Consider the following 14,141-nt stretch of genomic DNA (forward strand, 5'->3'; position numbering starts at 1 on the left):
CTGCGGCGGCGGCGCGGTGGACACGCATCAGTCTACAGCTGGTTGTCAGAACGGCAAGTAGATGTAGAACGTCAGCCGGGCGCTTCAGGCCTTCGCCTCGGCCACCTCGTCGGCAGTCGTGGGAGCCGGGGTCATCGTGGCTGCCGCCCGTTCACGGAGGCGGTAGCGCTGGATCTTGCCCGTCGCCGTGCGGGGCAGCCCGTCGACCTGCACGACGAGGCGGGGGCGCTTGAACGCCGCCAGGCCCGCGCGGCAGAACGCCACCACCTCGTCGGGGTCGACCGTGGCACCGGGGCGGGCGACGACGTAGGCGACCGGCTTGTCCAGGCCGTCCGCGTCGGGCACGCCGATGACGACGGCCTCGGCGAGCGCCGGGTGCTCCAGCAGCCGGGCCTCGACCTCGGACGGGCTGACCCAGATCCCGCCCACCTTGAGCACGTCGTCGGCGCGGCCGAGGCAGGTCCAGCTGCCGTCGGGGTTGCGGACGTACTGGTCGCCGGTGCGCATCCACTCCCCGTGGAACACCGCCCGGTTGACGCTCGTGCGGCACCAGTAGCCGGTGCACAGCGACTCGCCCGCGACGTAGAGCATCCCGGGCTCGCCCGCACCGTCGATGACGCTGCCGTCCGGCCGGCGCAGCTGCACCTCGTAGCCGGGCACCGGGAAGCCGGAGCTGCCCGGCACCACCTTGCCCGCGACGTTGGAGATGAAGATGTGCAGTGCCTCGGTGGAGCCGATGCCGTCGAGGATCTCGAAGCCGTACATGTCGCGGACGCCGTGGAACATCCGGGGCGGTAGCGCCTCGCCCGCCGAGACCCCGTTGCGGACGGTCGCGAACGTCTCCCGCGGCAGGCCGGCGGCCATCAGCGGGCCCCAGAAGCTCGGGCCGCCGAAGAACAGCGTGACCCCGTGCTCGGCCACCCGCCGCGCGTACAGGGCGGGGTCGGGTCGCGACGGCTCGAGCACGCTGCTCGCTCCCACCGAGAGGGGGAAGAAGAGCGAGTTGCCGATGCCGTAGGCGAAGAACAGCTTCGCCACCGACAGGCACACGTCGTTCGGCCCGATGCCGAGCACCTGGGCGGCGTAGGTCTCGCAGACGTAGCGGATGTCGGTGTGGCGGTGCATCGCGCCCTTGGGCCTGCCCGTGGTGCCGGACGTGTAGAGCCACAGGGCGGGCGACTCGTCCCAGGTCCGGTACGGGGCCGCGAGCGGTTCGACGCCCCGCAGGTCGTCCCAGGTGAGCCCGATCGCGCCCGGGACCTCCGGCGCGGTGTCGCCGGTCAGCACGACGTGGCGCAGGTCCGGCGCGTCGGCGGCGGCAGCGGTGACGGTGTCGGCGAACTGCGGGCTGCCGACGAGCACCCTGGCCCGTGAGTCGACGACGAGCGTGGCCAGCTCGCGAGCGGTGAGCATGGTGGACGCGGGTACCGCCACGGCGCCCGCGTACATCGCGGCGAGGATGCCGGTGGCCAGCTCGACGTCGTCGGCCATGCACAGCAGCACGCGCTCCTCGGGGCGCACTCCGATGTCGACCAGGCCGGCGGCGACGCGGCGCACCTCCTCCGTGAGCTCGGCGTAGGTGTGGGTGCCCCGGGGGTGGCGTAGCGCGATCCGCTCGCCGTCACCCGCGTCGACGCGGCGCTCGGTGAGGTGGGCGGCGGCGTTGAACAGTTCCGTCATGGGAGCGGCTCCGGTCCGAACGGGTGGGTCCGAACTCTACTGGTCGATCACGTTGCGTCAACGTTTCGTAGAAGATCCCCGTCCGCAGCGCTTTCGCATCCATGCGCACGCTGCTATGAACGAGGTCCCGCCGCTCATCGAAGGAGATCAGCGATGCAGACCCGTGGCGCCATCATCCGGCAGGCACCGGGCAAGTACGAGGTCGTGGACCTCGAGGTCGACGACCCGCGTGAGAACGAGGTCCAGGTCCAGATGGTGGCGTCGGGCCTGTGCCACTCCGACGACCACATGGCCACCGGGGACATGAAGCCGGGCATCTACCCGTTCGCGGGTGGTCACGAGGGCGCCGGCATCATCACGAAGGCGGCGGTCAACAGCAAGGGCCTCAAGGAGGGCGACCACGTCGTCTTCTCGTTCCTGCCGTCCTGCGGGCACTGCCGCTGGTGTGCGTCGGGCATGCAGAACCTCTGCGACCTCGGTGCCACCCTGCTGTCCGGGGCGCGCTGGGGCGACCCCACCGACTTCCGGCTCAAGCTCGCCGACGGCGGCCAGCCCGTGGGCCAGATGTGCGGCATCTCGACGTTCCTGCAGACCACCACGGTGTCCGCGGACTCCGCGGTGAAGGTCCCCGACGACATCCCCCTGGACAAGGCGTGCCTGGTGGGATGCGGCGTCGGCACCGGGTGGGGCTCCGCGGTCAACGCCGCGCAGGTGGAGCCCGGTCACACCGTGATCGTCATGGGCATCGGCGGGATCGGCATCAACGCCGTGCAGGGCGCGGCCCACGCCGGGGCGTCCAACATCATCGCGGTCGACCCCGTGGCGTTCAAGCGCGAGAAGGCGCAGGAGCTGGGCGCCACGCAAGCGGTGGAGTCCATGGACGAGGCCACCGAGCTCGCCAGGCAGTTCACCAACGGGCAGGGGGCCGACTCCGCGATCGTCACCGTCGGCGTCACCAAGCCGGAGCACGTCGCGCAGGCCTTCGGGGCTATCCGGAAGGCGGGGACCGCCGTGGTGACCGGGTTGGGCGACATGACCGAGGCGAACCTCCCGATCGCGATCTCCGAGCTGACCCTGTTCCAGAAGCGGCTGCAGGGGGCCATGTTCGGCATGTCCAACCCGAACTGGGACATCCTGCGCCAGCTGCAGCTCTACCGCGAGGGCGTGCTCAAGCTCGACGAGCTGATCACCAAGACCTACTCGCTCGACGAGATCGCGCAGGGCTACCAGGACATGCACGACGGCAAGAACATCCGTGGCGTCATCGTCTATTGAGCGCAGCGCCGGCGGAGCGAACATCAGCACTGAGGTCGCACCGGTCGGGCTGCGTCGCGAGCGCGAGGTCCTCACCGTCGCGCTCGCGACCGGCCGGCACGTGGTCATCGAGGGGCCGCCCGGCACCGGCAAGTCGACGCTGCTGCGGTCGATCGCCCGGAAGAACGGGCGGGCCGTCGTGTTCGTCGAGGGCAATGCCGAGCTGACGCCGGCCCGGCTCGTCGGGCAGTTCGACCCGGCGCAGGTGCTCGCCGAGGGCTACCACCCGGCGAGCTTCGTCGACGGGCCGCTGCTCACCGCCATGCGCGGCAGCGCTGATGCGCGCTCCGGCCAGCCTCCGCGCGGTGGACTGCTCTACCTGGAGGAGCTCAACCGCGTCCCGGAGGAGACGCTGAACGTCCTGATCACCGTGCTCGCCGAGGGTGAGATCGCGGTGCCGAGGCTGGGCGCCGTGCGGGCCGGCCCCGAGTTCCGGCTGATCGCGGCGATGAACCCGTTCGACGCGATCGGCACGGCGCGGGTGAGCCAGGCGATCGCGGACCGGATGTGCCGGGTGGTCCTCGGCTACCAGGACGAGCAGGCCGAGCGGGCGATCACGAACGCGGTGACGGGCCTGAACGGCCAGGTCGTCGAGCTGGCCGTCGGGATGGCCCGGGCCACCCGCACCCATCGCGACGTGCGGATGGGTTCCTCGGTGCGCGGCGCGATCGACATGGCGCTCGTGCTCACGGGCCTCGCCGAGCTGCGCGGCGAGGCCGAGCCGGAGCGCGAGACCGGTCGCGACGCCGCGTACGCCGCGCTGTCGGGCCGGATCCGGGTCGCCGACGGCGTGGACCGCACGCCGGAGTCCGTGATCGACGAGCTCCTCGACGTGCTGTGGCCCACCGACGCCGACGAACCGCCGGACGGCCGGGGAAAAGCTGAGGGCCCGCCGGCCGCGCCGGCGGGCTTCCGGCCGCGGTCGCGCGCCGGGCGCGACCGCGCGGGCCGCACCCAGGGCCGGGCCCAGCTCGCGGCGCAGCACGCGGCGTTCGCCGACGTCTCGCCGGAGGTGGGCGCGCTCGACGCCGTCGCGGTCGACGCGCTGCTCGCCCGCGACCCCGAGTCCGCGGCGGCCATGCTCGCCGACCTCGCCGTCGCCACCGACGAGGGGCTGCGCGCCGCCGCCCGGCAGCTCGCGGGACGTGTGTTCCTGCGCCTGGGCCGCGTCGGTCCGGCTCGCGCCCGCGGCACGCGCCGGCTCGCCCCGGTTCCCCGCGGCGACGGCGACCTCGACCTGGACCGCACCCTCGACGCCTGGGAACCCGGTCCCACGCGCCGGCCCCGCGCGGAGGACGTCGTCACCCGCGGCTGGACGGCGTCGCGACGGGCGGTGGCGCTCGCTGTCGACGTGTCCGGCTCGATGCAGGGGCAGGCGGTGGCACTGGCCGCCGTGGCGGCGGCGGGTGTCGTGCTGGCCGCGGGGGACGGGCTCGTCCCCGCCGTGGTCGCCTTCGGCTCGGGCGTGCGGGTGCTGCAGGCCCACGGCGTGCGGCGCCCGCCGGAGGACCTGCTGTCCGACCTCGTCGCGCTGCGCGGCCACGGCACCACCGACCTCGCGGCCGGGCTGCGCGACGCCGCGGCGCAGCTCGCGGGCGCACCGGTCGACCACCGGCTGGTCGTCCTGCTCTCGGACTGCATCCACACCGCGGGCGACGACCCGGCCGCCGCGCTGGGCGGCATCGACCGGCTGCAGGTGCTCGTCCCGCTCGGAGGGGCGGATGCCGAGGCGGCCGCGGCCGCGCTCGCGGCCCGCCGGGGCGGGCGGGCCCAGACGGTGCGCCGGCTGGCCGAGGTCGGCCCGGCCCTGACACGCGTGCTCGCCCAGTAGGACGTGCGTCAGTAGTACGTGCTGATGAGCTTGTCGGCGACCCAGTGTGCGACGTCGGCCGGGTAGGGCGCCGGCAGGACCAGGACGATGTGCCGGAAGCCCGCGTCGATCGCCCGGCCGACCGCGTCCTGCGTGCTGCCGGGCTGGTCGTAGGAGACCGACAGGGGGATGGAACGGGTGATCGAGGCGGGGTCGCGGCCGATCTCGGCGCAGTAGCGGTCCAGCAGCGTGCTGCGGCGGGCGGCGTCGTCGATCTCGGTGCCGTGCATCGGGAAGTTCCACAGGTCGGCGTGCTCGGCCACCACGCGCAGCGTCCGGGAAGCACGCCCGCCGATCATGATCGGCGGATGCGGCCGCTGGACGGGCTTGGGGTTGCCGAACGCGCCGGTCAGCCGGACGTGGTCGCCGTGGAAGTCGAACGGTTCGTCTTCGGTCCACAGCCGCCGGATCACGGTGCACGCCTCGGCGAGGGCCTCCACCGCCTGGGCGGCGTCGTGGTAGGGCAGGCCGTGCCCGTCGTACTCGCGCCGGGCGAGCGGGTGGCTGGGCAGGGAACCGGCGCCGATGCCGAACTCCAGCCGCCCACCGGAGACGACGTCGACGGTCGCGGCGATCTTGGCCAGCATCGCGGGCGGCCGGAACCGGTTGCTGGTGACGAGGAGGCCGAGGCGCAGCCGCCGGGTCTGCGCGGCGAGGGCGGAGAGCAGGGTCCAGCCCTCGTGGATCGGGCCGTCCGGGTCGCCCGCGATCGGCATGAGGTGGTCGAACAGCCATGCGTGCTCGATCTCCGGGATCGTGTCGGCCTCGCGCCAGACGCGCAGGATGTCCTGGTAGTCGACCTGCATGGGCGCGGTCATGATCCCGAACCGGGGTGGGGCGGTGTTCGGCATGGGTCGTTGCTCCTTCGTCGGGTCCGCCCTGGCACCATGGGAAGCGGAACAGTGCTCCGCTAACGATACGGAGCAATGTTCCGGTTAGCAAGGAGGGAGCTGCTGCGTGGGGAACGACAGCGGCGCGGTGCGGCCCAAGCGGGCCGACGCGCGGCGCAACGAGAAGGCCCTGCTCGACGCCGCCGCCGCGGTCTTCGTCGCCAAAGGGGTGGACGCGCCGGTGCGTGACATCGCGGCCGAGGCGGGCGTCGGGATGGGCACGATCTACCGCCACTTCCCGACGCGGGCGGATCTGATCATCGCCGTCTTCCGGCACCAGGTCGAGGCGTGTGCCGAGGCCGGACCGGCGCTGCTGGCGAGCAGTGCGACCCCTTACGCCGCACTGGCGAGCTGGATCAGCATCTTCGTCGACTTCCTGGTCACCAAGCACGGGCTCGCCGCGGTGCTGCAGCCGGACAACGCCGGGTTCGACCGGCTGCACACCTATTTCCTGGACCGCCTCGTGCCCGTGTGCACCCGGCTGCTCGACGCGGCGGTCGCGTCCGGCGAGATCCGGTCCGACCTCACCGCCCTGGAGCTGATGCGCGGCGTCGGGAACCTCTGCATCGGCGCGGGCAGCGATCCCCGCTACGACCCGCGACGGCTGGTCGATCTCCTCGTTGCGGGGCTGCGGACCTAGGAGCCGCAGAGACCGTCGGTGGTGACGTCCGGGCCGGGGATGTTGTCCGGACCGAACCCGAAGGGCTGGGCGATGCGCAGCCACTCCCCGGACCCCTGCATCGCGCGCAGCTGCGTGTTCACGGCGTCGAGCAGGTCGTCGTCGCCGGGGCGGGCCGCGAACGCCCCCGCCGAGACGACCGTGCGCCCGCCGACCACCGGGAAGGAGCCGGGCGTGACCTCGACGGGGGAGCCCGGCGCGCCGGCCAGGGCGTTCTTGAGGGAGATGTTCGTGAGGGCGGCGCAGTCGGCGCGCCCGTCCGCGACGGCCAGCAGCAGCGCCTGCTGGTCCGCGAGCTGCTGGATCTGCGGGTCGGGGATGCCGCTGTCCAGCGCGTAGCGGTACTCCACCGCCCCGCCGAGCACCGCGAGGCGGAGGGCGCGGTCGCGGACGTCGTCGAAGGTCCCGACGCCCTGCGGGTTGCCCGCCGGCACGAGGAACGCGGTCGGGGCCGTGTAGTCCGGCACCGAGAAGGCGACGCTCGCGCAGCGCTCCGGCGTGACGAACATCCCGGCCGCGATCAGGTCGAACTGCCGGGCCAGGGTGAGACCGGGGACGAGCTCGCCGAAGTCGACGGTGACCGGCCGGATCTCGGGGATGTCGAACGCGGCGAACACGGCACGGGCCACCTCGACCGCCTCGCCGGTGACGCGGCCGTCCGGGCCGGTGAAGCCGTAGGGCGCCTCGTTGGCGATGCCGAGGGTGATGATCCCGGCCTCGCGGGCGAGGTCGAGCGTCGAGCCCCCCGGCGTGGCGCAGCCGGCGACGAGCGCGCCGCCGCCCAGTGCGACGCCTCGACGCAGGAAGTCGCGACGGGACCACGTCATCGGTACTCCTTGATGCGCCTGCCGATCCCGAAGGCCGCGGACGCCGCGGCCAGCACCGCGAGCACGGCCGGCGTGCCCGCCGTTCCGCCGAGCGCGGCGTCGGCGCCGCGGACGTCGCCTGCGAGGGCGGTGCGCTCGGTGCCGATCACGTCCGCCAGCGCCGCACCGAGCCGGTCGAACGCGCTCCGGGACGCCTCCGGATCCGCCTGGGACACCGCGAGCCGCCAGTCGGTGGCGGCGGCCCTGATCCCGGCGATGCCTGCCGTCGTGGTCTCGCCCGTGGCCTGCCCGGCAGCCGTGTCGAGCAGCCCGCCGGGACCGGACACCGACTCCCACCGCGCGACGAACTCCCTGCTGTCACCGCTGCTCTCGGAGGCGCGGGCCTGCAGTGCGGTGATGCGGGCCTCGTCCAGGGCCGTGGCCACGGCGTTGTGCCCGCTCGCCGCGTCGAGCCGGTCGCTCGCGAGGGCCGTGGCGATCGACCACCACCCGAGCACGCCGACCAGCAGCAGGCCGGCGACGGCGAGCCCGGGGTTGACGACCCGGTTCGTGCGGCGCAGCTCGCGGAAACCGGCGTAGCCGACGCCGAGCAGCGTGGCCGCCCCGACGAGCAGGACGGCGGCCGGGAACTCGCCCGCCCGTCGGTAGTTGTCGGTGAGCGCCCCGTCCTGGGCGCGCCGCAGCGCGTCGGCCGCGGGCAGGATCGTGGTGCGCATGAGGTCCGACGCGTCGGTGAGGATCTCCCGCGCCCGGGAGTCCCGCACCGGCGAGCCCTCGGACCGCAGCGTGGTCGCCTCCTGCACCTGGGCCGTGTAGCGGGGGAGCAGGCTCGCCATCCGCTCGATCAGCGCGGCGTCCCGTCCGCCCGGGGGCAGCAGGCTCGAGGCGTGGGTCAGGCGCTGCGTGGCCCGGGCGATGTGGTCGTCGTAGCGGGCCACGACGCCGGCAGGCGGTGGCTGCGCACCGGTGAACCCGCTGATCGCCATGGCCTCGGCCTCGTTCAGCGAACGGTAGAGCTGGCCGGCGTCGGTGTCGGCCGCAGCCACCTGCGTGCCCCCCGTGCCCACCGCGTCGGCTCGCGCCCAGCCCGCCAGCGCGCTGACGACCGCCGTGGCGAGGCAGGCGACGACGAGCGCGGCGCGCAGCCGTTCGAGCCGCTGTGGCGTGGCGCTGCCCAACAGCACGCGCCGCCACCCGAATGTGGCCCCCACGTCTCACCCCCGGACTGCGGAGAGTAGCGAAGATCGACCCGACAGGCCGCCCGGGCGGCTGCTCTATCCTCCGTTCGATCTCATCTGGGGGGAGCCGATGACCGGGATACCGGACGGTGCTCCGGTCGCCGTCGTGGCCGGCCGCTACCGGCTGCGCGAGCTCGTCGGCCGCGGTGGAATGGGCGCCGTCTGGCGCGCGGGCGACGAGCTGCTCGGCCGCGAGGTGGCGCTGAAGCAGGTGCGGCTCGCCGATCAGCCCGCCGCCGACATCGCGCTCGCCCGCGAGCGGACGATGCGCGAGGCACGCATCGCGGCCGCCCTGCACCACCCCCACATCGTCTCGATCTTCGACGTCGTGCTGGAGCACGACGAGCCGTGGCTGGTGCTGGAGTTCCTGCCGTCGCGCAGCCTGGGCAGCGTGCTCGCCGAACGCGGCACGCTGCCGCCCCTCGAGGTCGCCGCGATCGGGGCCGACGTGGCCGGCGCGCTGGCCGCCGCGCACGCCGCCGGGATCGTGCACCGCGACGTCAAGCCGGACAACGTGCTGCTGTCCCGGCCCTCGGCCGCGGGACCCGTCGTCAAGCTCACCGACTTCGGCATCGCCCACACCGCGGCGGCGCCCGCGCTCACCGCGACGCACGTGGTCACCGGAACTCCGGCGTACTTCGCACCGGAGACCGCCCGCGGCGAGGGCACCGACCCCCGCAGCGACGTCTACTCGCTCGGCGCCACGCTGTACGCCGCCGTGGAGGGGCACCCGCCGTTCGGCGTGGGCTCGAGCAACGTCCTCGCGTTGCTGGCGCGGATCGGGCGTGGCGGAGCGCCCGTGCCCCAGCGCGCCGGGCCGCTCACCGAGGTGCTGCGCCACCTCACGGCCGACGACCCAGCGGCCCGCCCCACGGCGGCGCAGGCTCACGACGCGCTCCGCGCGATCGCCGACGGCCGCGCTCCCGACGGGTTCGCCGCCGTGCCCACCGCAACGCCGCCGGCGGCACGGTCCCTGCGCGGGTTGCGCGCCGGGGCAGCCGTGGCCGCCGCCCTCGCCGTGGCGGCCGGCGTGGTCGTCGCCGTCGTCGTCGCCGGGCCCGGTGCGACCCCGCAGAGCACGCCGACGACCGCGACCATCGCGGATCCCGCCACCGCGGACCCGTGCTCGCTGCTGGACATCGAGTCGGTGAAGCGCTTCGGCACCACCACCCTCGACCCGGACAACGTCTCGTTCGTCGGCTGCCGCGCCGACATCGTGCGGCCCGACGGAGGCGCGGTCGGGTTCACCGTTGCGTTCGAGAACCAGACCGAGGCCGCGTTGATCGGCGGCGGCACCCCGTCCGAGGAGTCCGGCTACACCGTCGTGCGTTTCCCGCTCGCCGAGGACACGTGCGAGCACCGCATCCGGCTGTCCGACGGCAACACCGTGCTGGTGTCCGCCGTGAGCTACGACGACCCGCCCCGCGCGGCGGACCTCTGCGCGATCGCCGAGGCCGGGCAGGCCGCCACGCTCTCGCGGCTGGTGAACCGGGGCATCGGCAGGCGGCAACCGCTCGGCGCCACCAGCCCGCTCGCCGGCATCCCGGCGTGCGGCCTGCTGACCGGGCCGGAGATCGCCTCCGCCATGGCCGACGCCACGCCGCCGCGGTCGCGCTTCGGTGACTGGGGCTGCAACTGGAACTCCTTCACCAGCAACGAGAGCGTGGTGGTGACGTACTACCGCGGCTACCCCCTCGGCGAGGCCGACGGCGCGCCCGCCGACTTCGCCGGCCACCCCGGCACCGTGCTCGCGCGGCCGGGGAACTGCTGGGTGCAGTTCGTGCAGCGCTCGTACACCGCAGGCGGCAGCAACCGGATCGAGTCGGTCTGGGTGACGTACTGGGGCTCCGGCAGCGGCGAGGAGCTCTGCCGGACCGCGACAACCCTCGCCACGGCGGCGGCAGGCCGCCTGCCCCCGCCGAGCTAGAGCCTGACGTTGATCGTGGGCGGCTCGCGGCGATCGGGCACCAGCCTCGGCTCGCGGGACACCGGCCCCGGGGCCACTAGCCGGGCAGGAAGCCGGCCAGCGCGCTGCGGCTGCACTGCAGCTCTCCGATCCGGGCGTCCAGCGTCGCGAGCTCGCGCCGGATCGTGCGCACGAGGTCGGGGCAGAGGTCCAGCTCGATCGGGTCGCCGCCGCCGGCGACGCACGGCAGGACGTCGCGGATCACGTCGGTCGACAGGCCCGCTGCGAGCAGGGCCCGGATCCGGGCCACCGTGCGTACGGACTCGGGACCGTAGCGCCGGTAGCCGTGCACGTCGCGGTCGGCGCACAGCAGCCCCTGCTGCTCGTAGTAGCGCAGCGACCGCTGGCTCACTCCCGTGCGCTGCGCGAGCTCCCCGATCAGCACGTGATCTCCCCCACGAGTGGTTGGCCCTGACACCGGTGTCAAACGGCAACGTCGAGCACATGGCCGAACATTTCGCGCATCTCGTCAGGGGCTCCGGCCCCGGGATCCTGCTGGCCCACGGTGCCGGCGGCAGCGTGGCGGGCAACTACGGCCCGATCCTCGACGACCTCGCGACCACCCACACCGTCGTCGGTCCCGACTACCCGGGATCGGGTGACACGCCGCGCAGCCGCGTGCCGCTCGTCCTCGACGACGTGGCCGACTCGCTCGTCCGCACGGCCGTCGACGCCGGCGTCGACCGGTTCGCGGTGCTGGGCTACTCGCTCGGCACCGCGGTGGCGGTGCGGATCGCGGCCCGGCACCCGGAGCGGGTGACCGGGCTGGTGCTCACGGCGGGCTTCGCGTTCCCCGACAACCGGATCCGGCTCGCGGTGCGGGTCTGGCGGGACCTGCTCGCGGCGGGTGACCGCGTGCTGCTCGCGCGGTTCCTGACCCTCGTCGGTACGGGCGCCACCCGCCTGAACGGGCTGGCCCCCGCCGACGTCGAGACGGCTGTCGCCGCGCTCGCCGACTTCGTCCCCGCGGGCACCCCGGAGCACGTCGACCTCGTTGCCGGCGCCGACATCCGGGCCGACCTGCCGCGGATCCACGTGCCCACGCTCGTGGTCGCGACCGCCGAGGACGGCCTCGTCGCCCCGGAGCACTCCCGGCAGCTCGCCGCCGGGATCCCGGGCGCCGAGCTGGTCGAGGTCCCCGCCGGGCACGACGTCGCCGCGGAGGCCCGCGACGAGTGGCTGGCCGCGATCCGCTCGCTCCTGACCCGGGTCGGGTGACCCCGTGGATCTCGAGGTGGTGCTTCCCGACGAGTCGCCCGACATGGCGCCCGGCGCGCTCGCGGAGCTCGCGGCGACGGCCGAGCGGCTCGGTTATCGCACCCTCTACCTGCCCGACCACCTGCTCCCGCCCGCGCCCTACGGCACCACGTACGGCGGCGTGTACGAGCCGCTCGTGACGCTCGCGCACATCGCGGCCCGTACGTCGGCCATCCGGCTCGGCACGTCCGTGCTGGTGCTGCCGTTGCGCAGCCCGTTCGTCGTCGCGAAGCAGGTGGCCACGCTGGACCGGCTCTCCGGCGGCCGGGCGGTGCTCGGGGTCGGGGTGGGCTGGGACCGCGCGGAGTTCGCCGCCGTGGGCGCCGACTTCGGCACCCGCGGCGCCCGCACCGACGAGGACATCGCGCTCCTGCGCCACCTGTTCCGCGACGGGGGCGCGTTCCGCGGCCGGTTCCACCGCGTGGAGCAGGGTGTGTTCGCGCCGGTGCCCACCGGGCCGGTACCGATCATGGTCGGTGGGACGAGTGCGGCGGCGCTGCGCCGGGCCGCGGCGCTGGCCGACGAGTGGCAGGGGGTCAACATCGACGCGGGTGGGTTCGCGCGGTGCGCCGTGCGGCTGCGCGAGCTGTCCGAGCGCCTGCCGCGGCTCGGCACCCGGCTGGCCTGGACCGGCGGTGCCGACGAGCTGAAGCGCACCGTCGACGAGGCCGGTGCCCTCGCCGAGGCGGGCGCCGACGCCGTGGCCGTCTGGTTCGGCGGAGCCGACGGTGCCGCGGACCGGATGGCGGAGTTCGCGGCGGCTGCGGCCGGTCCGTGATGGCCGGTCGTGGTGCGGGGGGACCTTCCACGACGGCTGCGTAGGGTTCCTGGCGTGGGAACCATCGTCTCCTTCCATGCGCACCCCGACGACGAGTCGATCGGCACCGCGGGCACCCTCGCCAGGGCGGCCGCCGCCGGCCACCGGGTCGTCCTGGTCTTCGCCACCCGCGGGGAGCTCGGCGAGCCCGTTCCCGGCGTGCTGGAGCCGGGTGAGCAGCTGCCCGTGCGCCGGTCCGCCGAGTGCTACGCCTCGGCGGCGGCGATCGGGGCGAAGCGCGTGGAGTTCCTCGGCTACACCGACTCCGGGATGATGGGCGAGCCGAGCAACGCGGCCCCGTACTGCTTCTGGCAGGCCGACGTCGAGCACGCCGCGCGCCGCCTCGCGCTCATCCTCGACGAGGAGGAGCCGGACATCCTCACCGTGTACGACGACAACGGCGGCTACGGCCACCCCGACCACATCCAGGTGCACCGGGTTGGCACGCGAGCCGCCGAGCTGGCGGCCGTCCCGGTGGTGGCCCAGCACACGATCAACCGCGACTGGATGATCCGCGGGATGCGCGGCATGGCCGAGTCCGGCGAGATGCCGGAGGGCTGGCAGCCCCCGAGCTTCGACGAGCCGACGTTCGGCAAGCCGGAGGCGGAGATCACCCACCGCGTCGACGCCGTCGACTTCGTGGACCAGAAGCGGGCGTCCATGCGGGCGCACGCGAGCCAGATGTCGCCCGAGCACTTCCTGCTCGCGATGCCCGACCCGGTGTTCGCGCTGGGGATGGGCACGGAGTTCTACATCATCGACCCGGTGCCCAGCCCGGCGGCGGCGCCGGAGCTGTTCGAGGAGCTGTTCACACCACTGCGGTAGCGGAGCGGCGCACCAGCCCGCGGCACGCCAGCTCGAGCATCAGCGCCACCGCCACCGTCTCGACGGCCAGCAGGAGCACCAGCACGAGCACCTGCACGGCGCCGGCCTGCACCGGCGTGGCGCCGCCCAGCAGCATGCCGACGAACGCGCCGGGCAGCGTGACGAGCCCGACCGTGCGGGTCTGGTCGATCGCCGGCATCAGCGCCTGGCCCACGCTCGGCCGGGCGATCTCCAGCGCGGCGTCGCGGGGCAGGAACCCGAGCGACAGCGCGGCCTCCACCTCGCCGCGGCGGGTCTCCAGCTCGTCGAGGACGCGGCGGCCCGCCAGCGACGTGGCGGTCATCGTGCCCCCGATGAGGATGCCCGCCATCGGGATCACCGCGACCCCGACGGGAGGCACGACGCCCGCGAGCACGAGAACGGCCGTGACCGGCAGCGGGGCCACTGCGATCGGCAGCACGGCCCACCATCCGCTGCGGTGCGGCGTGATCCGGCGCGCTGCCGTCCACGCCGCCACGGCCACCATCACCAGCACGAACCCCGCGCTGAACAGCACCGAGCCGACGATCGCGCCGATCAGCAGCGACACCGCGCCGAGCTGCAGCACCGCACGCGCACCGGCGATGAGTGTGGAGCGGCTGGTCCCCAGGTGCGTCACCGCCGCGAGTGCGGCGGCGAGCCCCACCGCGAGCACGCCCGCGACGGCGAGCGCGGGCCCGAGTACGACCGTGGTGGAGCCCATGCCGGAATCATCGCGGCTGCGCCGTCCCCGTGTCGG

General features: G+C 74.2%; 13 protein-coding genes. 7 read left to right on the forward strand and 6 right to left on the reverse strand.

Annotated features, from left to right (window positions below; genetic code table 11):
* Positions 1 to 84 precede the first annotated feature (84 nt).
* Positions 85 to 1,680, reverse strand: coding sequence for a benzoate-CoA ligase family protein (locus ABEA81_RS27650; RefSeq protein WP_345608663.1), 1,596 nt, complete (start codon positions 1,678 to 1,680; stop codon positions 85 to 87).
* A gap of 153 nt (positions 1,681 to 1,833) precedes the next feature.
* Between ABEA81_RS27650 and ABEA81_RS27655 the strand changes: the two genes are divergently transcribed.
* Both ABEA81_RS27655 and ABEA81_RS27660 read left to right on the forward strand, forming a co-directional pair.
* A complete protein-coding gene (locus tag ABEA81_RS27655) occupies positions 1,834 to 2,955 on the forward strand; it encodes an NDMA-dependent alcohol dehydrogenase (protein ID WP_345608667.1) in 1,122 nt (373 codons plus the stop codon).
* Entirely contained in the window at positions 2,936 to 4,825 is a 1,890-nt protein-coding gene (locus ABEA81_RS27660; protein ID WP_345608669.1) for an AAA family ATPase, read from the forward strand. The genes ABEA81_RS27655 and ABEA81_RS27660 overlap by 20 nt, the downstream gene beginning before the upstream one ends.
* An 8-nt stretch (positions 4,826 to 4,833) precedes the next feature.
* Here ABEA81_RS27660 and ABEA81_RS27665 read toward each other — a convergent pair whose 3' ends face one another.
* Positions 4,834 to 5,715: an LLM class flavin-dependent oxidoreductase gene (locus ABEA81_RS27665; protein ID WP_345608671.1), complete on the reverse strand. Its 882-nt coding sequence runs from the start codon at positions 5,713 to 5,715 to the stop codon at positions 4,834 to 4,836.
* 106 nt (positions 5,716 to 5,821) lie between these two features.
* On the opposite strand from ABEA81_RS27665, the gene ABEA81_RS27670 reads away from it, so the two are divergent.
* Entirely contained in the window at positions 5,822 to 6,394 is a 573-nt protein-coding gene (locus tag ABEA81_RS27670) for a TetR/AcrR family transcriptional regulator (protein ID WP_345608673.1), read from the forward strand.
* Here ABEA81_RS27670 and ehuB read toward each other — a convergent pair.
* Both ehuB and ABEA81_RS27680 read right to left on the reverse strand, forming a co-directional pair.
* On the reverse strand, positions 6,391 to 7,260 hold the full coding sequence (ehuB, locus tag ABEA81_RS27675; RefSeq protein ID WP_345608675.1) for an ectoine/hydroxyectoine ABC transporter substrate-binding protein EhuB: 870 nt from the start codon (positions 7,258 to 7,260) through the stop codon (positions 6,391 to 6,393). The two genes, ABEA81_RS27670 and ehuB, sit on opposite strands and share 4 nt — an antisense overlap.
* A complete protein-coding gene (locus tag ABEA81_RS27680) occupies positions 7,257 to 8,471 on the reverse strand; it encodes a hypothetical protein (RefSeq protein WP_345608678.1) in 1,215 nt (404 codons plus the stop codon). Before ABEA81_RS27680 ends, ehuB begins: the two co-directional genes overlap by 4 nt.
* Before the next feature lie 97 nt (positions 8,472 to 8,568).
* On the opposite strand from ABEA81_RS27680, the gene ABEA81_RS27685 reads away from it, so the two are divergent.
* Positions 8,569 to 10,425, forward strand: a complete 1,857-nt coding sequence (locus ABEA81_RS27685; protein WP_345608680.1) for a serine/threonine-protein kinase — start codon at positions 8,569 to 8,571, stop codon at positions 10,423 to 10,425.
* 76 nt (positions 10,426 to 10,501) lie between these two features.
* Here ABEA81_RS27685 and ABEA81_RS27690 read toward each other — a convergent pair whose 3' ends face one another.
* Positions 10,502 to 10,849 (reverse strand): MerR family transcriptional regulator, encoded by a 348-nt coding sequence (locus ABEA81_RS27690; RefSeq protein ID WP_345608682.1) that lies wholly within the window; start codon positions 10,847 to 10,849, stop codon positions 10,502 to 10,504.
* A 59-nt stretch (positions 10,850 to 10,908) separates the two neighbouring features.
* Here ABEA81_RS27690 and ABEA81_RS27695 point away from each other — a divergent pair, with 59 nt between their 5' ends.
* The 3 genes from ABEA81_RS27695 to ABEA81_RS27705 are packed head-to-tail and all read left to right on the forward strand — an operon-like array spanning position 10,909 to position 13,363.
* Positions 10,909 to 11,682, forward strand: a complete 774-nt coding sequence (locus ABEA81_RS27695; RefSeq protein WP_345608684.1) for an alpha/beta fold hydrolase — start codon at positions 10,909 to 10,911, stop codon at positions 11,680 to 11,682.
* Positions 11,683 to 11,686: 4 nt separating this feature from the next.
* On the forward strand, positions 11,687 to 12,499 hold the full coding sequence (locus tag ABEA81_RS27700; RefSeq protein ID WP_345608686.1) for a TIGR03619 family F420-dependent LLM class oxidoreductase: 813 nt from the start codon (positions 11,687 to 11,689) through the stop codon (positions 12,497 to 12,499).
* 54 nt (positions 12,500 to 12,553) lie between these two features.
* Positions 12,554 to 13,363, forward strand: a complete 810-nt coding sequence (locus ABEA81_RS27705; RefSeq protein ID WP_345608688.1) for a PIG-L family deacetylase — start codon at positions 12,554 to 12,556, stop codon at positions 13,361 to 13,363.
* Here ABEA81_RS27705 and ABEA81_RS27710 read toward each other — a convergent pair.
* Positions 13,347 to 14,105: an ABC transporter permease gene (locus ABEA81_RS27710; protein ID WP_345608690.1), complete on the reverse strand. Its 759-nt coding sequence runs from the start codon at positions 14,103 to 14,105 to the stop codon at positions 13,347 to 13,349. The two genes, ABEA81_RS27705 and ABEA81_RS27710, sit on opposite strands and share 17 nt — an antisense overlap.
* Positions 14,106 to 14,141: the final 36 nt, after the last annotated feature.

Origin of the sequence: Pseudonocardia adelaidensis (assembly GCF_039543345.1) — a bacterium.
GTDB classification, from domain to species: Bacteria; Actinomycetota; Actinomycetes; order Mycobacteriales; family Pseudonocardiaceae; genus Pseudonocardia; species Pseudonocardia adelaidensis.